We start from the raw sequence: 25047 nt of genomic DNA on the forward strand, positions 1-25047 counted from the left end.
GAATATATCCATAAAACATCTCATCACCAATGACATATTCATTAGACAGTTTATTTCTTTAAATGTTCAATGTATCTTTAAAAAAATAATCTCCCTCCTTTAAGTGCTTTTGAAGGGTAATCCGCAATTTTATATAGAATTTTCATAGTACAGCTCGTTATAAATAGGCTCAATACAAAATACAGGCGTTATCCATAGGCATTAAACTCAGACGAGCATAAAGTCCTTCGGCTTCCATATGTGATAACAGGCAAATACATTTAGTATTTTCCACCTCTAGTCTCGATTCAAAACAATCAATCACATTAAATCACTTCTCACTCGAATCAGTGGATTTCGATCAGATCTCTTTGGACATCCGGTGTTAAACGATAGAGAATCGACATTAGTCGTATTTACCTGTCTCTAGTTCATCAAAAAACGATTCACCATCAACTAGGTTACCTTCTTCAATATCAGCTTTGGCTTGGATTGCTCTGGATTTCAAAAGCTGAATCTTAAGCGCTTCAATGTTTTCATATTCATCTATTGATAGGACAACAGCAACAAGCTTGCCGTTCTTATTAATCTGGATTGGAGCACGCTGCGCTCTTAGCAGCATATCACCAAAGTGAGTTTTAACTTCATTGGCAGAAAATACATACATATTTGTAGTCTCGCAAATATCGTTCGATTCGCTTAATTTGATCAAATCGAACGACAATCACCTCGATCATTACCTAAAAACACCACATATTAATTCAACTAACTTCTCTAAACACCCCTAAAAACGGGTGATAACACCATGCTTCTCCGTCATCTTTTTTCCTGAGGCAAATCTCACCAAAATGTTGGCTTACATTTTTTAACTCCATTTCATTTGTATCAGCCAAATTCTGGTAAATCGTCTCAGTATCAAGTTCAATCCAAGCACTCACACCAAGTGCAAACTCTAATTCTGGCACATAGTCAAACGTGTCGCTTTCTTTTATCCCTGCCTGACCGCTGTCCAGAGCCACAAACTTCGCTTCTTCACCCTCTTCTCCAAGCCACAAATAATGTAGTTCATCAGGTTCTGATTGACGAAATGGTTTATGGCGTTGCAATTCTGCACACCATGAAGCCTGTTCTCGCCACCAAAGAGCTGAGCAGTAACCGTGTTTATTATCAGAGACACCTTGAAGCTCTTCCCATAAACGTTGATGCTCAAGATCGACCAAATTTTCAAACGGTGAACTATCTCCAGCATTATCGCGTTCCTTTATTCTCGGCAATGCACTGATTAGTTCATATTGATAAGGTTCCAGTAATTCATGTAAATCATGACTAGCAAAAAGATAATCTTTCGACTCAAACCCTGGGCGACAATAAACCGGATGTTTTAAATCAGTCGCTTTAAGTGCCTTATAGTTTTTCGCCAGAATATGCAGATTAGGCTCCCGTGGTTCTTTTCGTCGATGACGTTGAATACGTCCGGCAAGTTGTATCAATGAACGCATTGAGCTAGGTTCAGCTATACTCCAGTCGTAATCATGATCCCGACCAACTTCAGCTACAGAAGTTGCCGCTACTACAAAAATATGATCCCTTTCCGATGTCTCTTCTAATACTTTGCGAATTTCCGCCACCTGCCACAACTCTTCTTCATCGTATCGTGTTAACGTTGAATCCAGCCGACGTTCAAGATGAGAACGTATCGCTAAAGGATGCTGGCTATGATAGACACAATAATGGATACGCACATTTTCAGGGGATGGCATTTGTAATAACCGCTGTGCAACAGCAACTAGTGGATTAATATTTGCCATACGGATTAAACCAATAGAGACGGTTTTACCCGATGAGTGGGTTTGATGATGTTCTTCATGCAACTTCAATATAGAGCGATTCATCACTTCGGCGATAGTATTAATAACATCATTAATCTTACGACTTTCAGAAATAATCGGCACAAGTTCAGCTTTACGCAATGGCACTATTTTTTTAAGCCTACCAATACGCTTATTAACGAAAATATTATGCTGTTCCTGAAACTGATATGCATCGACCACATCCTGTTGCGTTGTTTCATATTCATCAAACCAAGCACAACAGATATTCACCGGAGCACCAGGTTGACCACATGCTAATTGATAATCTTGGCGTCCGGCACGATAAGCATTGAACAATGCCTGAGTCAACGCAGGCGGTAATGTGGCAGATGAAAGCAATACCCGCGAACCTAATAGTCCTGCCCAATTCACTAATCGGCATAAAGCCGACAAATCGTTAATATCAAAATCATCAGGTTCATCTAACACGAGATCAGAAGTGAGTAACCTCAACATAGGTGCAATTTGCTTTCCACCACGAATACCTTCTGTAGCTGGAATTAAATGGTCGATGGTCGCCACCAGTACAGGTGCGCTAAGCAGCTTATTAAGTTTATTATCTTTACGTAACCAATGACTCAGACGCCCATCATCTAAGCTACCGTCATAACTAACATACTGGTGTTCAGCAAATAACGCTTCCGCGGATATGCTGCCCACATCAGGCTCAAGCGCCTTTTGGCGGAGTTGATGTAATTCTTTCACTGCCTGCGAGCCAATCAGTACCGCTAAATCATCTTCTTCTAAATGCAATCTTTTACGTAACGCATCACCGGTTTGTAACGTTAACGTTCTTAACCCCAAAGCGATAGAAAAACGGCATCCTTGTTTTTCATCAGCTAATCCATACATGATGCGTGCATTAGCAAAAGTTTTACCACAACCAGTAGAAGCCATATTAATGCCAAAAAAGCCCTGTTCTACTGAACGTTCGCGTAAAGCACATGCGACATCGAATGCCTGATCCTGCCAGCGGTATTTTTCATCTTTACTGCGTTGTTTAAATCCTTTATGCCGGGTAATCGCAGGCAGCGTTTTGCGGATATGCGGCAAACTTCTCCCTAGTAATAAAGCATTCTGCCCAACACCAATATTGTGTTCATCTAATCGCTGTTTGCACTTACCGGTGGTCTTATCAGTATTGGCAAACACATCATAGTTGACATCCTGCCAACCCAAAGTTGCAGGCAACGATGAATAATGATGATCGGCCAGCATTAAAACCAGTCGAGACATATGACTGGTGAAACGCTGGTTCAGATTGCCATGTTGCGATAATGACGTTGATTGCAGCGCTCTTCGCGCAAATTTTTGGGCTTTCTGACGCCAAGTCTGACTGCGGATAGGTGTACCATTTGGGAATGTCCAGACATCACGCTTATCCTGATCACTCCAGACCTTATTATCCATGTTGACTGAGTTCCATGACGGTTCTAACTGCTTAGTCAACCAATTATCAATGTATTCCAGTTGCGGTTCGCTTGAATAATTGGAAGGATAAACAGGAAGACGATGATGAGAGAGGATTAGCCAAGCAACAGTGGTTGCCAATGGCGGTAAATCAGTAAAAGGGTTCGTATATTTTTTACCAATACCATCTTTAACCAAACGGGAAAGAATCTTATCCTCATCACTAGGCTCAATCTGACTTAACGAAGTCAACCACTCCTTATCATTTTGATTATCAACAAATGCCCGAAATAACCGCAGAGATACCCATTCATGTCGATATGGTTGAAACCGCCCATCTCCTCGTAAACCTTGCTGGAACAATGCATTAGCTTTACCAAAATCATGAAATAACCCGGCAATCGCTGCCAATAAGCTGATAGCCTCTACACTATGCCAATGATTTTCATCCTGACTTTTCAGCACATCACGTTGTGTTGTATTAGTGGGTACAACTCCTCGTGAGTTAAAGCGCCGCAAATTCCCGACTATCCATAACAGCTCAGTTTGACCACCACTTTTTATCCAATGGCAAGCCACCGCCGTATTACGACGTGCCGTTTTACGCAATAGCTTACGCAAAGTATTTAAACCTTCCAGGGTGATAGCCGTTTGCCAAGTTCTATCACCTTTACGTTCAGCAAATTGATCCAAAATTCGGCGGGTTTCTGTTAGTGCGCGTTTGTTGCATTGAGAGACTAAAAGAATATTCATCGTGCCACCTGACTCAGTTGCTGAGCAGTTGTTTGCAAGGCATCAATCATAGTGTCCAATGCCTCAGCTTTTTGAAATCCACTAATACAGCGTTGGCGAAACTCCTGTTCATCTTCTCCAACCATTGCCGCAATAAATGCTTGTGGCAATACCAACGCATCTTTAATCAGATCAGCAACATCAAAAACCAAACCACCACGACGGGTTTTACCATGTAACACCGCCAAACCATGTGGTAAACCAATGACCCAAGTCGCAACAGCCGCCAATCCGTAAGCCAGATAATTACCATGATCAAGAAAACGGTTGGCCAAATCGACACCGCCGCCGCGTTTTGCCCGAACAAAATCGCCATAACTCACTGCATTTGCCGCCAGTTTGTATAACGCTTTAGTCATCACTGCTTCTTGTGCCATTAAGTCTTTATTATCGCGACAATTTGCAAGATTCTGCTCATAACGTGTGAGTAATGACAATAAACTCTCACTATTAAATATAAAAGCGTTATCTCGCAACATTCGACTACTTAGCCAATGTTCACGAATTTGTGCGATACGAATTTTTTGAAAAGCAATTGCTGCGGCTAATCGTTTTTCGTCATCAAACCAAAAACTCACCCAATCTTGTAAATACTCCGTAGGGCGATATTCGCTTTGCGGTGTCAGCCAAGATATATCAACTTCATTAGCCGCAAATAGCGGTGTACCTCCACCTCCACAAAAACCAACTAAAACACCCGCCTTAGCAAATTCACGCATTGCTGCCTGAGTAATAGAAGTACCCGTTCCCAACATAATAACGGTGGTATTTGCAATTGGGATATTCCAATACAGGGATTGCTTTCCCTCATCAGTGACATACTCAACGCGGCCACCATTAACTAATACTCGACAATATTGCAGGTAATAAATATTCGAGCGTTTGGAATGCAAAATAGTTTTAAGGTCACTCGGAGAAAAGTTGTTATCCATAATGTAGAATTACCTAACTAATTAATTTAACTTATGGTAAATACTATGTATAAATTTTACATAAGTAAAACATTACAGATGTAAATTAAAAATTTTTACAATTCTTTACTAACTCACAGAATAGTGCCTTCCCTAAACAGGAATGATTATGCTCTAAACTACCTGTGTGGCAGCATGCTCGATAATTTAGGAGAAGAGGATAATTTTCTATTTTTAAACTGCCTGTACGGCAGTGCACATGCGTCTCTATGTACTTCTGGATAACTCTCTTTTCTAAGCTGCCTGTACGGCAGTGCACTTCAGACTTCGATAAACAAGATATTTTAGCTTTTTCTAAGCTGCCTGTACGGCAGTGCACTTTTTGAGTATTAATATTTTCAGGAACTGACTTTTCTAAGCTGCCTGTACGGCAGTGCACTTTTACGAACTACAGTCACTGGACAGCAAACCTTTCTAAGCTGCCTGTACGGCAGTGCACCCGTTTACTCTGGAGAACTGGAAAGGCTATCTTTTCTAAGCTGCCTGTACGGCAGTGCACGTGTAACTACTCTTGTTCCAGCTTCTGTTTTTTTTCTAAGCTGCCTGTACGGCAGTGCACAGTTATGTATAATCTCCCAGCGATCAATAAGTTTTCTAAGCTGCCTGTACGGCAGTGCACACTTTGACAATAATTGTATCTCAGGAACATCTTTTCTAAGCTGCCTGTACGGCAGTGCACAGGTATGGAATGCTCAACCTTATGTTCCCGATTTTCTAAGCTGCCTGTACGGCAGTGCACTAGTAGAAGATACTCGTCCATTGGGTCCAGATTTTCTAAGCTGCCTGTACGGCAGTGCACCACTCCGTTCTCTTGGCGGTAGAACGATGTACTTTCTAAGCTGCCTGTACGGCAGTGCACTAGAAATATAATATAGCGAGAAAATTATGAAATTTCTAAGCTGCCTGTACGGCAGTGCACGGCTCATTAGACGTATAATAATTACATCGAAATTTCTAAGCTGCCTGTACGGCAGTGCACTGTTACATATTAACTTTAACCTGCTGATTTTTAAATAGCATAACTACTAAAAAGTGAAAAACCCTTTTTATAAGAGATAATTAATTTATCCATAAAATCAATAAATTACAACTCACTTCAAAAAAAGGGTAAAAATAAGGTAGCAGCAAAAATACCATCACATACTTAAGTCATCTGTTCTAAGCCTAAGATCTATCCAGTAAGTGAGAATTGTTGCCTGTAAAATGTTCAATGATACTGGAACCATTCACTGAATTCGGTCATCGACAAAAATCAGTACCTCTTAATCTCACAGCCCCTTTCAATAGTGACATCATCCAATATTCCAACAGTTTCATTAATTTCACCATGTACTTAAATATTGAAAAATTCAGTATTACCCAATTTAACAAGTATCCAATTCATATTTTCAGAAATATAATTAGCTTAATTAAAGATATAATCTATATTACATGTTATTATGAGAGCAAATATAAAAATTACAGATAAAAAATGATTCTTTATTATTAGCTAATAATCCTATAATGACTCACCTCCAGAATATACCGCCACCATATCAATATATTATACAAACCATTTTAGCAACCACTCCCATCATTAAATAAAAACATCAGGTTGTTTTCTCATATATCTAATATTCCATTCCATCTTAACAATGGTAGATTATCCTCTATCATTAAGGAAATGCTCTGAAAATATCAGAGCATTTTTTAAGTTAAACGCATTGCTTACTATTAGCGCCGTAGTATGGTGTAAGAAAATATCATGTTACGAAGATAATCGTTGTCAATTTTATTATCAATGATTTCACCGGTCTCAAGAATCAATCGGTGAGTTGGTTCTTTTGAGCAAAGAATCATGAGCCGCATTTTATCTTTTATAAGCCAGCTATCATTGCTCGCAGGACTAAGCCAATGAGATTTTAGCAAGATATTACCCTGACTATCACAAGGCATTTCATTCAATTTCACTGTCCAGTTAGCATCAATTTCCGCTTCTTTATTGATAGGTCCATTCTCACCTTTAATATCAACAGAACCATAAAATAAGAAGTCACCATCAACAAGGTGAACTTTACCGTTACTCCTAGAATATCCTAACCCAATATTTTTAGGGATATTCACTAACGTTTGATATTGAACACCTTTAACTGAATACATCATGTTTCAATCTCCTTTCGTTATATACCCGTTATCTTTCAAGTTACCTCTTTGTTGGCTGCACTCACTCGCCCCAGTCACATAGTTATCTATGCTCCCGGGGATTCGCTCCCTTGCCGTCGCGATGCATCTTGAAATCCGTAGGGTATAGCTACTATATAAAAATAGAATTTAACCACTCTGGATTTAACTAACATATGCAATATTATTATTCTATAAATAATTTCATATTTCTTTAAATAATCCATTGGATATTTTGCCATCCAATATTCTTCACGGTCAATTATTCAATCTATTTATAACTAAATTCACCTATCAATCAAAAACTTTATTAAAGTCTGATATTTTAAAAATGTGATTTTAAATAATCTATATTATTGCAGGTGAAAACCATTTAAATAAATCCATTTTTATGTAAAAATCAAATTAATAATTTATATTTAAAAAATCACAAGACCTTATTTTTAATTCTAAAAAACCACATACATTCCAATTAAAAAATAATCACGGCACTCTTTTCAATATTATTTGAAATTTACCTAACATAAGGATTAATAGAATTAACGGTTATCAAGCATCAATTTGTCATTATTGTTCATTATGAGGTAATTCAATACCTTTGGATACAATGTTCATATTCCACTATTAAATTATTTAATTAAAAGCTAATCAATTAAGCCACCAAATATTATATTTGCAAACTACTGAATATATTTCACATCCAATTACTTTACTAAACCATTTTCACATCACTAATAAACATAAGCATTTAACCACTCATAATAAATATTGATTTTACAGATAAAACCGCTTGTAACACATTCAGCCAAATAACTATAATGATAAAGAAATAATAGAATAAAGATTATATATAAAAACTCCGGTAAAACTTTTGAAACTTACAATGATAGTGAATTTGGCATCCCTACCTTACCCAAGACGCACTCCTGCAAACTTTAGGTCTAAATTTACATCAAGTTGACGAAGACGTATCAGCGCTTCAACCCTATTGGTTGTTTTAAGAGATTGAACTATTTCAGATTTGCTACAAACTTGTACCAAATCAGCAGGTATTCTCCGGCGGAAATAATACATTAGCCCACGACGATAAAGATGAGTACACATACGAATGAACTCTCCAGCACCGTTGGAACGATGTGGTACACTCATGTGCAACAGTAAGGTGTGAATCTTAGGAAAATTGTTTATAAACATAAAGTTAGAAAGAATTGGCGGAGGAGGAGAGATTCGAACTCTCGGATGGTTTCCCATCGGCGGTTTTCAAGACCGCTGCCTTAAGCCGCTCGGCCACCCCTCCGCAATGGCGTGCACTATAAACAGCACCGAGACAGATGTAAAGTATCCTTCTGTTCGATTGCCGTAAATTTACCCTTTTTTATGGTTTTTGGCTTACTTTATCGTCACATGTGCATACCATTCTTGGGTATGGAAGTGATTTTTGCTAAATTACGGCTACTTTTCTTTAATGGTTATTAATGATTATGCTGGTATTCGAAGGTCAAGAAATCGAAACCGATGCGCAAGGTTATCTGAAAAACAGTAGTGACTGGCAGGAAGCAATAGCTTTACTTCTCGCCAAACAGGAAGAAATCACTTTGACTGAACCGCATTGGGAAGTCATTCGTTTTATCCGGGAATTTTATAAGGAGTTTAATACATCCCCAGCTATCCGTATGTTAGTAAAAGCGATCGCACAAAAATATGGCGAAGAAAAAGGCAACAGCCGCTATCTTTACCGTCTGTTTCCCAAAGGGCCAGCAAAACAGGCAACTAAGATCGCCGGGCTACCGAAACCGGTAAAGTGTATCTAATCAATAAACTAGCTCAGTGGCGGACAATAAAATCTGCAATATCCTCCACTGCGCAGGATTGAGATGAAAAGTTATCTATTCGTGCTCCTGGAGGACCACCCTGCTCCAACCAATGGGTTAATGTATTTAGTTGTTCACTATCACCATAAGCTACGATTTTGACACTACCGTCATGCAAATTACAGACATAACCTGTCAGCCTATTAAGTTTCGCCCAACGAAAAGTTTGATAACGAAATCCAACTCCCTGAACCCGGCCATAAACATAAATTGTTACCCCATATTTAATCATAATTACCCCCTAATCAACCAGTCACCTTGCGGTATCGCTCACATATATAGTTAAGCACACGACTCTTGGTTGTGTTTTATATTTACTACAGCTAACCTGAAAATAGATGAAGCCACATTTGCAATTTAAAACAAAAAATGGCTTCAACTACCGGGTACAGCTCTTGTAATTCACCTTACTGCCCTTATATCAATGTCAATACAAGACTTCTTTGGAGGTGACTATGATTATCGCCAGCAAATTCGGTATCGGCCAACAAGTACGTCACAAACTTCTGGGTTATTTGGGAGTCATCGTGGATATTGATGTGGAATACTCACTGGAACAACCCCAAGAGGATGACATTGCATCCAATGCTACCCTGCGTTCCGCCCCCTGGTATCACGTTGTGATGGAAGATGACAATGGTCAACCTGTACATACTTATCTGGCCGAAGCACAATTAGCCTATGAAACATCCGATGAACATCCAGAGCAACCTTCTCTCGATGAGCTAGCAGAATCCATCCGCCATCAACTACTGGCCCCAAGACTGCGCAATTAACCTCCAATATTATACCTAACAACCTAAGGCAGTTATCGCGCTTCTAAGCTGCCTGTACGGCAGTGCACTCATCCTAGCTCTTCAATTGCTTATTATGAATTTTCTAAGCTGCCTGTACGGCAGTGCACTATTTAATTTTGAATGAGATTGCTGATAAATTTTTCTAAGCTGCCTGTACGGCAGTGCACAAAAAATCAGTAGGAGGGGTACTAGGTACAGTTTTCTAAGCTGCCTGTACGGCAGTGCACCGTATATTAAAAACGTTTTATCTGCTGTAGGCTTTCTAAGCTGCCTGTACGGCAGTGCACGCGCGTTCATCGGGCAGAAACAAAATTTGAGATTTCTAAGCTGCCTGTACGGCAGTGCACGAAATTCAGGATGTTATCGATGGCGTCAGGTATTTCTAAGCTGCCTGTACGGCAGTGCACATGACAAGTGTCAATATCGAACCAGCCGAAATTTTCTAAGCTGCCTGTACGGCAGTGCACACAAGCCCAACATAGAACTTTCTTGAGCTCAATTTCTAAGCTGCCTGTACGGCAGTGCACGATATCCTAAGTTAGCGCTAGCTTATCCTGATTTTCTAAGCTGCCTGTACGGCAGTGCACTTTTGCGAGTTGGTCCATTTCCCGTCCCCATCTTTCTAAGCTGCCTGTACGGCAGTGCACATCAAGTTCAAATATCCCGTAGGGGTTTACATTTTCTAAGCTGCCTGTACGGCAGTGCACTCATTGATATCGGCATGAGTATCGATAGAACGTTTCTAAGCTGCCTGTACGGCAGTGCACTTACCATCCGTTTCTTCATCAGCTCCCTGCTTTTTCTAAGCTGCCTGTACGGCAGTGCACTACTACCATAGGATTCTACTCGGTCTCCTAGTTTTCTAAGCTGCCTGTACGGCAGTGCACTTAATTTCTTCCCATCTAGCGTAGCAACAATATTTCTAAGCTGCCTGTACGGCAGTGCACATATTCCCAGTTTCCCCCCCATTGCCCTGAGATTTCTAAGCTGCCTGTACGGCAGTGCACGCTAACAACTGATAAATCCTGCCTTCCTCCAATTTCTAAGCTGCCTGTACGGCAGTGCACGAATGGGCGCTGTGCTAGAAGGTGCCGCAAACTTTCTAAGCTGCCTGTACGGCAGTGCACGATCTGGAAGCGCTGAGCACTCACTACCTTGTTTTCTAAGCTGCCTGTACGGCAGTGCACCTGAGGGCTGACTTGTGGAGGGTAGATAAACTCTTTCTAAGCTGCCTGTACGGCAGTGCACTTTATACGAAATGTGACACTGGCCGTCGGATTTTTCTAAGCTGCCTGTACGGCAGTGCACAGCCAGAACTATCACTCATCACTATTACGAACTTTCTAAGCTGCCTGTACGGCAGTGCACCGTGAACTCTGAAGTCATGCCACGAAAATTGGTTTCTAAGCTGCCTGTACGGCAGTGCACTGTTACATATTAACCTTAAGTTGCTGACTGTTAAAGAATATAGTGATAAAAAATGAAAAAACCCTTTTTTCAGGAGATATTTTATTTTTATTTTAAATCAATGGGTTATTTTTTGATGATAAAAAAGGGTCAAAACTAGGGCACAACAAAAGCACCATATCTTATAGCAATAAAAGTGTAGATTCTGGCAAAATCTAGCAGCAATAAGAGCAACTAAATTTTCCTTAAGATATTGTAATAACTGTAAAAATAGATTTTATAAGATGTCTAGAAAAGTAAACTCAATATCCAACTCAAACATTATTTTGAACACTTGGAACCCGGACACCGTTTCTCATCCAACGCCTTAAGTTTGCATTAGATATTGGTGCCAGGGTCCCTTCATCCACTAATTAGAAACCAAATAACTACAAGCTGAAAAATATTATTTTTCGAGTCCCAATCTTGGAATTTCAATTTTTGGGCAACGATCCATAACAACATCCAGACCTGCTTCCTCTGCCAATATTTTTGCTTGCTCATTAATAACACCAAGTTGCAACCAGAGCACTTTTGCTTTGATATCTATAGCTTCTCGCGCAATGTCATATGCAGCGTCAGCATTACGGAATACATCAACCATATCAACAGCCTGTGGAATATCTGCCAGTTGCGCATACACCCGTTGCCCAAGCAGTGTTTGTCCGGCAAGCTTCGGGCTGACAGGAATCACCTGATAGCCTTGTTCCAGTAAATAAGCCATAACTCTATAACTTGGACGAGCAGTTTTTTCACTCGCACCTACCAATGCGATAGTTTTTACTCGTTTTAGTATGTCTGCAATTTTCTGGTCACTCATTCACTCCTCCTTAAATCCGATATTTTTACTTTGTTTATTTATTACAATGTATATGATAAACGTTGTTATCAATTGAGTTCACTGCATTCGAAAACACAATAACGATTACCAAAGGCATCCTCATGGAATTGACAACCCGCACAATGGCAACCGCTAAAAATATAGCGCTTATTGCACATGACCACTGTAAAACTTCGCTGCTAGCTTGGTCCAAAAAACATAAAAGTTTACTCAAGAAACATCATTTATACGCCACCGGCACAACCGGTAATCTGATTCAGAACGAAACCGGATTATCTGTTACCAATATGCTTAGTGGTCCAATGGGTGGAGATCAACAAATTGGTTCTCTAATCTCAGAAGGGAAAATTGATGTGTTGATATTTTTCTGGGACCCACTTAATTCCGTGCCTCATGATCCTGATGTAAAAGCACTTCTACGCCTTGCTACAGTATGGAATATCCCTGTTGCAACTAATCTAGCGTCTGCGGATTTTATTGTTAGTTCTCCTCTATTTTCTGAATCAGTAGATATTCAAGTACCTGATTATCAACATTATCTGAATGGACGTCTGAAATAAGTCTTTACAACATATACCTACAACTACACGTTTCTCCAAGTCAAATACCAAGAAAAAACAGAGTGGGATTTCCAGGAAAGGTATCCCATGATAGCGTTGAATATTTCAGCCAACGCAAAACCTTAAGGTTTACGTTGAACAGGCACACTTAACTGCTCTAACTGACGTACAAACACCGATGGATTATTCTTGTCTTGCATCAACCACACCTGCTTCTTCGCCCGTGTTAATGCAACATAAAAAAGACGACGCTCCTCCGCATCCGAAAAATCTTCCGGCTGTGGCAATAAAACCCACTCCATCACAGATTCCCTTGCTGGTGCAGGAAAACCATCTTGCCCCTGATGCAGACCAAGAATAATCACATAATCCGCTTGTTGTCCTTTAGAAGCATGGATAGTCATAAATTCTATTTTCAATTTAGGCCAGCGAGTTGCTGCTTTTTTCAGTAATTCAGGTTTCAAATAGTGATAACGCGCCAGAAATAAAATCGTTTCTTGCTCAGTGACATAGCCACTCATTTTATTTAACAAAGGTTCAAGCTGGTCTTCTGGCAGGATAACAATTGATTTTTTATTACCTTTAGTCAAACCATTTAGTGATTTCCTTAACTGATTTGGATTTTGTTGCACAAACGCGTTAGTAATCTCACTAATCCTATCATTAAGCCGATAAGAGATATCCAGTACACATTCAGCACCTTTGCCAAAATAATTAGCAAATGCGCTAGTCAACATCCGCTCCGCGCCACTAAAACGATAAATTGCCTGCCAGTCATCCCCTACGGCAAATAGACAGCTTTGGCTATTTTGGGTTTGCATTGCAGTGAGCAATTTGGCCCATAATGGTGAAATATCCTGAAACTCATCGACCAAAATATGCTTCCACGGGCTGATAAACCGCCCTTTATCCAGAATATTCACTGCCTGATGGATTAACCCTGAGTAATCAACAGCACCTTCTGTTTTCAATTCAGATTTCCACGCCTTTAATAAAGGCCCCATCAGGCGAATACATTTTTGAAACCGATCCAGATACTCTTCCTGAACTTGCTCTATCATTGCTTTCTGACTACCACCATGCATACGCATCAACCCCAGCCAGCACTCAAGCCGATTTGACAGGCGGTTAGCAAGCTGTTCATCGTGCCAAAATTCACCTTCCGGCACTTCCCATTTCAACTCATCTGTCAGCCATTCCCGCCAACCTTTGGCCTGTGCTTTCTTCTCGCTACATTGTTGTTGCCAGTGTTTAATCAGAAAGTCTTTTCTTTTTTGTCCATCTGTTTCCAATACGCTGATTTTTGGCGCTTTATTACTCCCTTGCTGAATGATATGCAACGCCAAAGTATGAAACGTTTTTACTTTAATATCATTCACACCAAGACGACTCTGAATCCTCTCATTCATCTCATTGACGGCTTGATGACTAAAGGCTAACAATAATATCTGTTCAGGAATCGCCTGTTGGAGAAGTAATAACCAACCCGCTCTCGCTACTAACACCGATGTTTTGCCACTACCCGCGCCAGCAAGAACCAGAACTGAATTCTCACCATTAATAACAGCCAGACTCTGAGAACGGTTTAAAGGAGATGCTTCTATCCGCTGAAAAAAGTCACAGTGTTGCTCCAACATACGTTCTGTCCATTGCAGATTGATTTTTTCAACGCACTTTTCGCCATTCTCAAGCCAACGCAAACAAATTTGATACCCATCCCGGCAATGATCAAATTGTTCCAGACGCTGTAATGGCAACGGTAAAGCCTGAAATGTTGCTTGAATTTGTTGTTGTAATTGGAGTAAATCAGCTTTTTTCAACCAACGATTCTGTTGTCCAATTCTGTTGATTTCACTAACCTGAGCTGTCAGTACATTAACACTAATATCACTCATTTCCTGGCTCCATTTCTGCCATTCACCAAGCAGATAATGGTAAAAACGCTGAGTTTGCTGCCATTCAGTACCATGAAGGCGAACCGCTTGTCCATCGGATAGTTCAAACTCTAACTCACCCCAGATGATACCCCGTTTACACTGAATATTAATTAACTGGTTAAATGGGATCAGGTATTGATGCTTTTCACCACTGACTTCAATACCCGCATTCAGCAAGCGCACCCGATTATAAGGATGCTGAGCAAGGCATTGGCCAATTTGTGTTGCTTTAAGTTCCATTATCGAGCGCCGTACCTAAAAAATAGTTGAATTATGTCTTATAAGAGTTTTTTATCACTAATAAACCTTTTATCATAATATACCCGTTATCTTTCAAGTTGCCTCTTTGTTGGCTGCACTCACTCCGGTCACATCGTTATCTATGCTCCCGGGGATTCGCTCCCTTGCCGTCGCGATGCATCTTGAAATCCGTAGGGTATCGTTATTTATGACCATTATTATTACCTCAGAGGTATTTTGTGCTAACTGCTTTCTCTGGTCTGCGCCGTTTTCTTTATAACAGTCATTTTCTCTACTATAACCGTATCCTAATCGCCTTGGCGGGAACAACACTAGTGCCTTGGTTTCTGGATAAAGAGCCTAAAATAACTATCTCATTGACCTTGGGCGTTGTTGCCGCAGCACTCGCTGATCTTGATGATCGTCTGACTGGTCGTTTACGTAATCTAGTCATCACGCTGATCTCTTTCTTTATCGCTTCAGCCTCTATTGAATTACTGTTCCCTTATCCCTGGCTTTTTACCATTGGACTGGCGTTATCCACTTGCAGTTTTATCTTACTGGGAGCTCTCGGACAACGTTATGCCACTATTGCATTTGGTGCGTTGCTGATCGCAATTTATACCATGCTTGGCTCATCTATTTTCCCACTATGGTATCAACAACCCCTATTACTGCTGACAGGTGCAATCTGGTATAACCTGTTAACTCTAACGGGCCATTTACTGTTCCCTATTCGCCCATTACAAGACAATCTAGCACGTTGTTACCAACAACTTGCAGTTTACCTTGATGCTAAAGCTAATCTGTTTGATCCCGATATAATAGAAGAAGGATACCAGCAATCTGTCGTTAATGTGGCAATGGCAAACAGTGTCTTAGTTAACACGCTAAATCAAGCCAAAACCTCCCTACTGACCCGTCTGAAAGGCGATAACCGCCAACGCGGAACTCACCACACTCTGCATTATTACTTTGTTGCACAAGATATTCACGAACGGGCAAGTTCATCTCATGTGCAATATCAGAGCCTATTACATACTTTCCGTTACAGCGATATTCTGTTCCGCTTTCAACGTCTTCTCTCTGTGCAAGCCCGTGTATGCGAACAGATTGCTCAATCGATACTTTGGCACAAACCATACCAGCACAATCCGCGTATCGAACGTGCATTTAACTATTTGGAAAGTTCCCTGCAACAACTCAGTCAACAACAGAAACATAACCTCAAGATTACCGCCTTATATAATTTGCTGAAAAATCTACGCGCGATTGATGCACAATTAGCAAGTATGAGTTCTGGACGATACAATCTTTCCAAAGACAGAGAAGATGAGACTCAACTATCTGACGAAACGTTGACTGGCTGGCGTGATATCTGTCTAAGGCTCAACCGTCATCTAACCCCACAATCAGCCCTGTTCCGCCATGCAATCCGTATGTCTGTTCTGCTATGTAGTGGCTACACCATGATCCAGTGGTTAGATTTACAACATGGGTATTGGATTTTACTAACCAGTTTATTTGTTTGCCAACCCAACTACAGCGCTACTCGCCGCCGTTTAACACTGAGAATAATAGGAACCGTTGCCGGCGTATTGATCGGCTTACCAATCCTTTACTTTGTGCCATCCATTGAGGGGCAACTGGTGTTAATTGTCATTTCTGGTGTATTGTTCTTCGTCTTCCGTAACACCCAATATGCACATGCAACCCTGTTTATCACATTACTGGTATTATTATGCTTCAATTTGTTAGGTGAAGGCTTTGACGTCGCATTACCAAGAATTATTGATACATTAATTGGTTGTGGTAGCGCCTGGTTAGCCGTAAATTTCATTTGGCCAGACTGGAAATTCCGCCAGTTATCACAAGTGATAAACCGGACGATGAATACCAACTGTCGCTACCTTGATGCCATTTTAGTTCAATATTATCAGGGAAAAGATAATGGATTGACCTATCGAATTGCCCGCCGTGATGCCCATAATAGTGATGCAGAACTGGTATCCGCTATTTCAAACATGTCTGCCGAGCCGAAAAGTGACCAAACTTCTCAAGAAAAAGCATTCCAGCTATTGTGCCTAAATCACACCATGCTAAGTTACATCTCTGCGCTGGGAGCACATCGAGATAAATTGGATAATAAAGCTATTCTGGATATTCTTAATGATGCCGTTTGTTATGTCGATACAGCATTAAAATCGATATTAATAGACGACGATAGAATTAAGCAAATACCTGTCAACATAGTGAAAAGAATTGAGCAAGCGCCGGCAGAAAGAAATAGTAAAGAGCAACTGGTATTGCAACAAATCAGTTTATTAATAGAATTGCTACCTAAAATCACCAATATCATTAAACAAATTAATCAATTATAACCAGATTGACATACTGGGGCAGTTGACTGCCCCTTCTTTTAGCTGTTCACGATAAAGATCTAACAAGCCAATTCTTTGTGCCAGCGTAATAAATCATTACGGATCTGTACCGGTAAAACGGCTGAATGGCATCCTTCAATTGCACCAGCCAAAGCAAGTAACAAACTAACATTAGAATTTCTTTTATATTGATGCAGTTTTAAATAACTGGCTTTCGCACCTAACAACCGCAAATCTTCAACTTTACATATTCCGACTTTCCATAACTGACGTTCCAAAGACATTCCAAGATTAGGCAAATCCTTCAAACGCTCTGGTATCTTCTTTTTACCCGCCATTTCAATAAATGAGTAATGATAAGCCAAATACGCATATTGAGATAACAACTCTTGATCTTGCCAAAGTGACTCAACAACTTGATAATAACGCAAAGTTACAGGCACCCCTTTTTTCGAGTAAATATAGTTTTTCATTCCTCTGGCTTTAAATAATACTTCAGCATGGCCATTTCCTCTTAAATATAATTCTCCATCAGCAATAATAGCGAACATAATCCCATCAGCTAACAGGCTGTAACCGCCGAACTGTGGCTTCCTTGTCAGTGCCCCAAACGAAGAAAAACCATTTTTGAGTTGAGTAAAACGTACCTCAGACAAAAACATACAGATCACTCCATGAGTTTTGTGCAAATAAATCTCTTATCCATAGATTTGTTCCAGTTATTAGTAAAATAAATAACAGGAACAAGCAATTAAAAACATACGCAATCCAATTTTATCTGCCAATGGTTAAATGAGTTTACAGCCATTTACAGTCAATATTTGCGAAGCTCTTTGAAAAAATAGACTTGATCTTAGCTTGGCATGAAGATACTGTATATTAATACAGTTAATTATGGCGAGGTTCATTTATGGGCATTCAATCATCCTGGTTTTACCCTTCTAAACATCAGTCAGCCAAAAGAGAGGGTATGGTGAAAGAGGGTAAAGGAGGTATAGTGAGTGAATTGATTTATAGTAATAACCAATATAGTGATAACCAATATAGCGATAACCAAGCGGTCATTAATCGTATATTGCTACCTTTGTTACGCCAATCTGGAAATGAAGCCCGCTGGTTGCTATGGGTTAGTCCACATAAAAAACTGAGCCGCCAATGGTTAATTAACTCTGGATTACCTTTAGATAAGATTATCCAATTAAATCGCATGAGCTCCATTACAACGGTAGAAGCAATGGAAAGAGCATTGGCGAGTGGTAATTACAGCGTGGTGCTTGGCTGGTTACCAACGTTATCGGGAAAAGATACCGTGAGATTACAGGCTGCAGCACAAAAAGGTAATGCACTGGGCTTTATTATGCGCCCACAAGATGTAAGTAAAGAAACTAGCCGTGCTGAATCGCGATCGGATTTACTAAAAATCCACTCCATTCACTACCATTGACTAAAACCAAGCATTATCGCAATATTCATAACACAAAATAGCCAATTCAGACCAAGAACCACTGATCACAATTAAAATCAATTAATTAAGGTAAGATCAGTTGTAAAGAATAGTAAAGTTTTTTTGAAATCATACATTATCTTTTAAATTTTTTACTCTATTAATCAAGGGGCACTTGTAACTTTTTAACTTCGTTGTAGACTTTACACCATAAAAGGTTACTGCACTTACTACCTTTGTATTGTTTAGTCCATCGGTTTTATGGAAGTGCAGTATTCCTAACTGAGTTCTTTAATCAATATGGCTCAACAGCCTATCTTAGTAGATATTAAATTAGTGCAGGCCATTCTTATGGATAAACAGTGAACACGGAAATGCGTAAAATTCAAAGCGTACACACAATAATGGTACCGAAGAATTTGAACACAACTCAGTGTTCGCTTTTATTACAAAGAATGGCAAATGAAATAGCCTAATGGGGTAGGCAGTAAGTAAAAAGGCTCCCAAAGCCAATTGCCTATTGGGTGATGATAATAACGAGGCGTTAAAATGAAAAAGATAGCTATCGCGGTAGCAGTGGCAGTGGCCGCTTTCACAACTGCAACGCAAGCAGCTCCAAAAGACAACACTTGGTATACCGGTGGTAAGTTGGGTTGGTCCCAATACCATGACGTGAATTTCTACGGTAACGGTTATACCAGTGCAATCGGTAATGGCCCTACTCACAAAAACCAATTGGGTGCGGGTGCTTTCTTAGGTTATCAAGCCAATCCGTACCTAGGTTTTGAAATAGGTTACGACTGGTTAGGCCGTATGCCTTACAAAGGCAGCGTCAATAATGGTGCCTTCAAAGCCCACGGTTTCCAAATGGCAACCAAACTGAGCTATCCAATTATGGATGACTTGGATATCTATACTCGCCTGGGTGGTATGGTTTGGCGGGCAGATTCCAAAGCAACTTATAGCGCAACCAATACTCATCTGAAAAATCATGACACCGGTGTTTCTCCACTGGCAGCTATCGGTGTTGAGTATGCGATAACTAAAGACTGGGCTACTCGTCTGGATTACCAGTGGGTTAACAATATCGGGGATGCAGGTTCAGTAGGTGCACGTCCTGATAACGGTCTGTTGAGCGTAGGTGTTTCTTACCGCTTCGGCCAAGATGAAGCAGCAGCCCCAATTGTTGCTCCAGCTCCGGTTGTTGCTCCAACACCAGCTCCAGCACCCGTTGTTGAAAATAAACGTTTTACCCTGCGTTCTGATGTGCTGTTCGAATTTGCAAGTTCTGAGCTGAAAGCCGAAGGTAAGCACAATCTGGATCAACTCTATACTGAGTTAGCAAATATTGACCCAAATCAGGGCAAAGTACTGGTTTTAGGCTACACCGACCGTATCGGTAAAGATGTTTACAATCAGAAACTGTCTCAGAAACGCGCTCAAAGTGTAGTTGACTATCTGGTATCTAAAGGTATCCCTTCCGGCAGCATCAGCGCGGAAGGTCACGGTAAAGCAAACCCAGTCACTGGTTCTACCTGTGATAAGGTTCACAAACCTAACCTAATCAACTGCCTGGCACCAGATCGTCGCGTAGAGATCGAAATTCAAGGTACTAAAGAGGTTGTTACTCAAGCACAATCTCAATCTGCTCAATAATAGCCTTTCTTGGTTATCACTAATCATTAAAAGCTCAGAAAGCCCCATCGTCAGATTGGGGTTTTCTTTTACCGATAGTGAAATTTTATATCAAACTTATTAAGGAGCTTGTGGCGATACCAGCCTATAACAACCTATCACAACTGAAATTACTCTTTCTTACCCAGAATAGCTTCCAAGTCGTGTTTCAAGCTGGACATCTGATTAGCATACTTTTCTTTCCGCTCAGCATCTTCAATTAACTGGATAATAGTTTCAGACAGTGTATTACCCCGTCGCTGAGAAAGTGCAGATAAGCGATGCCACACAGGAAAATCTAAGTCGATGGATTTCTTGCGAGTATGCTGATGTTCCGCATTAAAATGCCGTTTACGCCGAGCGCGGATAGTTTGTTTCATCCGGTTGGATAAATCAGGATTCATATGCTGCTCAATCCATTTCAGTACCCTTACCGGTTCACTCTCAAGTTCAATGAGTTTATCAACGGCTGCATGAGCTGCACTGTTTTCAATATATTTAGTAATTAGCTCGCCTTCTTGATGTTTTTTCATCAGATAAGTCCACTTCCAGCCACATTCCAAATTTTCCAGTTGTTGATATTTCATCTTACTTTCTCAGTGACAGCGTAACTAAAAATAAGCATAACAACTATTTTAGTAAATTGCTTATAGCCAAACTGATTAATATCCGTTTTTTGAAAAAATGATTTTTTACATAAAGTGTCTGCAATAGCAAACATTCAAGCATGTTGGTTTATATCTTAATCTTGTATAATCGACGCTTTCCTACTTTACAACATACAGCGATCACTTTGACCACTAACAAACTAGACTGGCAGGCATTACTGCCGAATTGCGTTCCTTATGATGCGCTTTTTCATTCTGCTTCCCAACAGGCGTCTGCCAGCATGGAAGCCGTTCAATCACGGCTACATAGTGGTTTACAGCTTTTTTGCCGGATGGATTCCCGCCAGCCTTTTATGCTATTGAAAGCCGAAGAATGTGATATTTATTTGTCAGCATTAGCTGAGTCTATCCGTCCATTACTCACGAAAGAGCTTCCCCAAATTGGTGGCAATTATCACATACAGCAACAGAAAATTAGCTGGCAACCCTCAACAGCAGGCCATTTCACACCTGAGTTACGCGTCGCCTATCGTGAATGGATAGAAGCAGAGCAATTATTTGGCCGCTTCCATTCTCACAACGGAGAAATTCACTTACAACCCGGTCTGATTCATCAGGTAAATGGCGGTGTACTTATTCTACCGTTACGTACCCTACTGTCTCAGCCCTTAATGTGGGTTCGCCTGAAACAGATGATTATTCAGCAACGCTTTGAATGGTTGTCTCCGGATAGCAACAAACCGTTACCATTACCTATCCCTTCTATGCCATTAAAGCTACGTCTGATCCTGGTTGGAGATCGTCTAAGCCTTGAAGAGTTTCAGGCTACAGAACCTGAATTAGCAAAAAGCGCTCTATATGGCGAATTTGAGCTAGATATGCCATTTCATAATGAGCAGGATTTAAGCCTGTGGTGCAATTATATCAATGGGCTCATTCAACAATGGCAATTACCTCCATTGCATCATAATGCTTGGCCTGAGCTTGTCCAACAAGCAACCCGCCATGTAGAAGATCAACACCACCTGCCTTTGGATATGCTCTGGCTACAACGGCAACTGACTACTGCGGCACTCTATCAGCAAGAAAATCAGATTACAGCTCAATCAATTAAACAAGCAGAGGAAAATCGCCGCTGGCGTCACAATTATCTGCCTGAACGTGGTTTAGAAGAAATTCATAAAGGCCAGATTCTTATCCATACCCAAGGCATGGTCATTGGCCAAATTAATGGGTTATCTGTGCTAGAGTATCCCGGCCATCCTGATCCAGTAGGAGAGCCATCCCGTATCACTTGCGTGGCCCATATGGGAGATGGAGAATTTGTTGATGTTGAACGCAAAGTTGAGTTAGGTGGCAATATCCATGCGAAAGGCATGATGATTATGCAAGCATTTTTAATTTCCGAGCTAAAATTGGATCAACCACAACCTTTCTCTGCATCTATTGTATTTGAACAGTCCTATGGTGAAGTTGACGGCGACAGCGCTTCTCTTGCCGAATTATGCGCATTGATAAGTGCTCTTTCCCTGCAACCCATTGATCAACAACTAGCCGTCACAGGTGCAGTAGATCAATTTGGTTATGTTCAACCCATCGGTGGTATTAACGAAAAAATCGAAGGTTTCTTTGAAGTATGCCACCGCAGAGGGCTAACGGGTCAACAAGGTGTCATCCTACCAGCAGCGAATATCCATCATTTATGCCTTAATCAACCCATTGTAGATGCGGTAAAAGCGCAAAAATTTCATTTATGGTCAGTAAAACATGTTTCTGAAGCACTGCCTTTATTGACAGGTATCCCTTATTATGATCAACAAGAAACACACTTGTTAGCTATGATACAAGACCGTATAACACAGGCGAATAATCAGGAACGACCTAAATTCCCGTGGTTTCTTCGCTGGTTGGGTTAATTTAGAATGTCTGATCGGAGTTGTTCAGCGTACAAGTGTACTCTATTATTTACCCTACACTAAATATAAGGCTATCTGATAATATGGTTGATAAACTTAAATCCTACACAAAAGAAGATCTTATCGCGTCTGGACGCAGTGAGCTGTTCGGAGAAAATGGGCCGCCATTACCATCTGGTAATATGCTAATGATGGATCGCATCATTGAAATGACAGAAAACGGTGGTACCCACGATAAAGGTTACATAGAAGCCGAGCTGGATATTACCCCTGATTTATGGTTTTTCGACTGCCATTTTATTGATGACCCGGTAATGCCCGGCTGCCTCGGTCTTGATGCCATGTGGCAATTGGTTGGGTTCTTCCTTGGCTGGTTAGGCGGTGAAGGCAAAGGCCGTGCCCTTGGCGTTGGCGAAGTTAAGTTCACCGGCCAAGTATTACCAACGGCTAAAAAAGTCACTTACCGTATCAACTTTAAACGTGTCATTAACCGTAAATTGATTATGGGACTGGCTGATGGTGAAGTGTTAGTAGATGGTAAAATCATCTATACGGCAACGGATTTGAAAGTAGGCTTGTTTAAAGATACCAGCGCTTTCTAATCAATAATCAGTAACATATCGAAAAGGAAGGTGACTGGCTAATTGCTTTTCACCTTTTTTCACTAAAAGCATACTACCAAGTAATCAATATCTTAAAAAAATACCTGGTGCTATTTTTGCTCCCTCAAAGGTAATTCCGGTTATATCTCAGAGTATAGGATTCAATATTCATACAGAAAAAAATCAAATCAAGTCCTAACTTTGGCCTATCTCGACTAGAAATAACACAAATCCGCACCTGAATATCTGCATTACAAACACCCAATTGTCGCTGACCAATCAGTATACAATTGGCAAATTGTGCTATGATCAAATTGACCTGATATATCAAACAAGCTCACCAAAGCATACTGATAACAGGTAAAAGCATTAATAATGATTAAGATTGATGATTAATATTAACAAACACACCGAGGTAATATTATATGAACATCAGAAAAATACTGCTCATAATCATCGCATTGACTCTTACACCAACTGCCATTGCAAAACTCGATAGAATTGACGGTACCGTCGAAATGCTAAAAGCGCCTAACACAAATGGAGATTGCTATGGAAAAATAGCGACACCTACCCGTATCCAGGGATTTAGGTGGGTATGTACGATTAATGGCGGATCGACGCTATTATCATTGCTTCAAACAGCCTATACAAGTCATGAAACTATAACCATATCAGTCGATGGGATTGAAGAATATAGCCGTCTCTTTTGGGTTGAATTACATCATAAATGTTTATCAAACCCATCTTACTGCAATTATTGAATTACCATCATCTCTCGTATTTAGCAAATGGATTATTTAATGGCCGCAATTTCAGTCATCATGTTGAATAGGTTAAATAGGATATGTCACCTAGCGGCCACTCATTCACATATTACCTAATTCGCAAATAACAGCACAACAACATGAAAAAATTGTAATCCTGACATTGATAATACTTATCGATTTATTACATACAATGCATTAAATAACGTTTCATAATTCTGCTACACATAACCTTCTTCAACACATTGTTATACATGAAATTATTGGTGGTATAAAATGCGGCACTATTTTGGAATCTTATTTAAAGCTTTCATTACACGATGCTTTAATAATTTAATAAATAGCTGGTAAGCCATTGACGCCGGGAAAAACTTATTTTACACGGTACGAGCATTTTTACTTTAGTCACAACTGAAAGGAAATCTGGACAGAGAAAACTTACAGGATTCAATCTGACAGATATCTGTATAAACAATCAGTCACTGTCAGATTAAATTTGGGATATATACCACGTTGATAAGGAATGGAGGTTTTTCTCACCTAACCTATACCATCAGTTTGGCAGACTAAGCCATCATCGCCCTGTCTTCCATAGCCTGACGCCATCCTCCTAACCAATGAGAACGGGCATCTAATGAATAATAGGGACAATGCTCCCTTGGACGCCCCAAAATACCTGCATGGTACCCTCTCGATAATGCTCGTGCTAAACGATCTCGTTTCTGTCTCTTCATGCTTTTATTTACCTCATAAGCTAGATCAGTAGAAAGAAAACAGTGG

General features: G+C 40.3%; 21 protein-coding genes, 1 tRNA gene and 2 CRISPR repeat arrays. Of the genes, 9 read left to right on the forward strand and 13 right to left on the reverse strand.

From position 1 onward, the window contains the following. Nucleotides 1–385: 385 nt before the first annotated feature. From AACQ38_RS06950 to AACQ38_RS06975, 6 genes are all read right to left on the reverse strand, one after another. Nucleotides 386–646, reverse strand: a complete 261-nt coding sequence (locus AACQ38_RS06950; protein WP_165577840.1) for a type II toxin-antitoxin system Phd/YefM family antitoxin — start codon at nt 644–646, stop codon at nt 386–388. Between the two features lie 94 nt (nt 647–740). Beyond that, nucleotides 741–4013 (reverse strand): type I-F CRISPR-associated helicase Cas3f, encoded by a 3273-nt coding sequence (cas3f, locus tag AACQ38_RS06955; protein WP_165577751.1) that lies wholly within the window; start codon nt 4011–4013, stop codon nt 741–743. Further along, a complete protein-coding gene (gene cas1f / locus AACQ38_RS06960) occupies nt 4010–4984 on the reverse strand; it encodes a type I-F CRISPR-associated endonuclease Cas1f (RefSeq protein ID WP_165577752.1) in 975 nt (324 codons plus the stop codon). The genes cas3f and cas1f overlap by 4 nt, the downstream gene beginning before the upstream one ends. A 210-nt stretch (nt 4985–5194) precedes the next feature. Beyond that, nucleotides 5195–6002: a CRISPR direct-repeat array (repeat unit 28 nt; unit sequence TTTCTAAGCTGCCTGTACGGCAGTGCAC). 734 nt (nt 6003–6736) lie between these two features. Beyond that, nucleotides 6737–7165: a hypothetical protein gene (locus AACQ38_RS06965; protein ID WP_165577753.1), complete on the reverse strand. Its 429-nt coding sequence runs from the start codon at nt 7163–7165 to the stop codon at nt 6737–6739. A gap of 927 nt (nt 7166–8092) precedes the next feature. Next, the gene (locus tag AACQ38_RS06970) at nt 8093–8332 is read right to left on the reverse strand and encodes a DUF6538 domain-containing protein (protein ID WP_165577754.1); all 240 of its coding nucleotides are present in this window, start codon (nt 8330–8332) and stop codon (nt 8093–8095) included. Nucleotides 8333–8392: 60 nt separating this feature from the next. Beyond that, nucleotides 8393–8480, reverse strand: a tRNA-Ser gene (locus AACQ38_RS06975). A 184-nt stretch (nt 8481–8664) separates the two neighbouring features. On the opposite strand from AACQ38_RS06975, the gene tusE reads away from it, so the two are divergent. Then, nucleotides 8665–8994, forward strand: coding sequence for a sulfurtransferase TusE (gene tusE, locus AACQ38_RS06980; RefSeq protein ID WP_165577755.1), 330 nt, complete (start codon nt 8665–8667; stop codon nt 8992–8994). 13 nt (nt 8995–9007) lie between these two features. On the opposite strand, the gene yccX is transcribed toward tusE, so the two are convergent. Next, a complete protein-coding gene (yccX, locus tag AACQ38_RS06985) occupies nt 9008–9286 on the reverse strand; it encodes an acylphosphatase (protein ID WP_011146063.1) in 279 nt (92 codons plus the stop codon). A 223-nt stretch (nt 9287–9509) separates the two neighbouring features. On the opposite strand from yccX, the gene hspQ reads away from it, so the two are divergent. Beyond that, nucleotides 9510–9830: a heat shock protein HspQ gene (hspQ, locus tag AACQ38_RS06990; protein WP_011146062.1), complete on the forward strand. Its 321-nt coding sequence runs from the start codon at nt 9510–9512 to the stop codon at nt 9828–9830. A 40-nt stretch (nt 9831–9870) separates the two neighbouring features. Beyond that, a CRISPR array of direct repeats spans nt 9871–11279; the repeat unit is 28 nt; unit sequence TTTCTAAGCTGCCTGTACGGCAGTGCAC. 424 nt (nt 11280–11703) lie between these two features. Here hspQ and AACQ38_RS06995 read toward each other — a convergent pair. Further along, nucleotides 11704–12117 carry a CoA-binding protein gene (locus AACQ38_RS06995; RefSeq protein ID WP_165577756.1) on the reverse strand — a complete coding sequence of 138 codons (414 nt, stop codon included), beginning with the start codon at nt 12115–12117 and terminating at the stop codon, nt 11704–11706. 122 nt (nt 12118–12239) lie between these two features. On the opposite strand from AACQ38_RS06995, the gene mgsA reads away from it, so the two are divergent. Beyond that, nucleotides 12240–12698: a methylglyoxal synthase gene (mgsA, locus tag AACQ38_RS07000; protein WP_011146058.1), complete on the forward strand. Its 459-nt coding sequence runs from the start codon at nt 12240–12242 to the stop codon at nt 12696–12698. A 122-nt stretch (nt 12699–12820) separates the two neighbouring features. On the opposite strand, the gene helD is transcribed toward mgsA, so the two are convergent. Next, on the reverse strand, nt 12821–14875 hold the full coding sequence (helD, locus tag AACQ38_RS07005) for a DNA helicase IV (protein ID WP_165577757.1): 2055 nt from the start codon (nt 14873–14875) through the stop codon (nt 12821–12823). A gap of 93 nt (nt 14876–14968) precedes the next feature. Next, entirely contained in the window at nt 14969–15091 is a 123-nt protein-coding gene (locus AACQ38_RS07010; protein WP_255562395.1) for a hypothetical protein, read from the reverse strand. A 23-nt stretch (nt 15092–15114) separates the two neighbouring features. Here AACQ38_RS07010 and yccS point away from each other — a divergent pair, with 23 nt between their 5' ends. Continuing rightward, nucleotides 15115–17256: a YccS family putative transporter gene (gene yccS / locus AACQ38_RS07015; protein WP_165577758.1), complete on the forward strand. Its 2142-nt coding sequence runs from the start codon at nt 15115–15117 to the stop codon at nt 17254–17256. A gap of 59 nt (nt 17257–17315) precedes the next feature. Here the strand turns inward: yccS and AACQ38_RS07020 are convergent, their stop codons facing one another. Beyond that, nucleotides 17316–17918 carry a TfoX/Sxy family DNA transformation protein gene (locus AACQ38_RS07020; protein ID WP_011146055.1) on the reverse strand — a complete coding sequence of 201 codons (603 nt, stop codon included), beginning with the start codon at nt 17916–17918 and terminating at the stop codon, nt 17316–17318. A gap of 248 nt (nt 17919–18166) precedes the next feature. Between AACQ38_RS07020 and sulA the strand changes: the two genes are divergently transcribed. Next, nucleotides 18167–18700: an SOS-induced cell division inhibitor SulA gene (gene sulA, locus AACQ38_RS07025; RefSeq protein ID WP_165577759.1), complete on the forward strand. Its 534-nt coding sequence runs from the start codon at nt 18167–18169 to the stop codon at nt 18698–18700. Nucleotides 18701–19249: 549 nt separating this feature from the next. Beyond that, a complete protein-coding gene (ompA, locus tag AACQ38_RS07030) occupies nt 19250–20356 on the forward strand; it encodes a porin OmpA (protein WP_011146053.1) in 1107 nt (368 codons plus the stop codon). A 149-nt stretch (nt 20357–20505) separates the two neighbouring features. Here ompA and matP read toward each other — a convergent pair whose 3' ends face one another. Further along, a complete protein-coding gene (gene matP / locus AACQ38_RS07035; RefSeq protein ID WP_011146052.1) occupies nt 20506–20961 on the reverse strand; it encodes a macrodomain Ter protein MatP in 456 nt (151 codons plus the stop codon). A 206-nt stretch (nt 20962–21167) separates the two neighbouring features. Here matP and AACQ38_RS07040 point away from each other — a divergent pair, with 206 nt between their 5' ends. The 3 genes from AACQ38_RS07040 (at nt 21168) to AACQ38_RS07050 (ending at nt 24264) form a co-directional block, all read left to right on the forward strand. Then, a complete protein-coding gene (locus AACQ38_RS07040) occupies nt 21168–22898 on the forward strand; it encodes an AAA family ATPase (protein WP_011146051.1) in 1731 nt (576 codons plus the stop codon). Between the two features lie 83 nt (nt 22899–22981). Then, on the forward strand, nt 22982–23500 hold the full coding sequence (gene fabA, locus AACQ38_RS07045) for a bifunctional 3-hydroxydecanoyl-ACP dehydratase/trans-2-decenoyl-ACP isomerase (RefSeq protein WP_011146050.1): 519 nt from the start codon (nt 22982–22984) through the stop codon (nt 23498–23500). Nucleotides 23501–23925: 425 nt separating this feature from the next. Beyond that, the gene (locus AACQ38_RS07050; protein ID WP_058589311.1) at nt 23926–24264 is read left to right on the forward strand and encodes a hypothetical protein; all 339 of its coding nucleotides are present in this window, start codon (nt 23926–23928) and stop codon (nt 24262–24264) included. 569 nt (nt 24265–24833) lie between these two features. Here the strand turns inward: AACQ38_RS07050 and rmf are convergent. Then, nucleotides 24834–25001, reverse strand: coding sequence for a ribosome modulation factor (rmf, locus tag AACQ38_RS07055; protein ID WP_011146047.1), 168 nt, complete (start codon nt 24999–25001; stop codon nt 24834–24836). Between the last annotated feature and the right edge of the window lie 46 nt (nt 25002–25047).

Origin of the sequence: Photorhabdus sp. RW14-46 (assembly GCF_963887965.1) — a bacterium.
GTDB lineage: Bacteria > Pseudomonadota > Gammaproteobacteria > Enterobacterales > Enterobacteriaceae > Photorhabdus > Photorhabdus laumondii.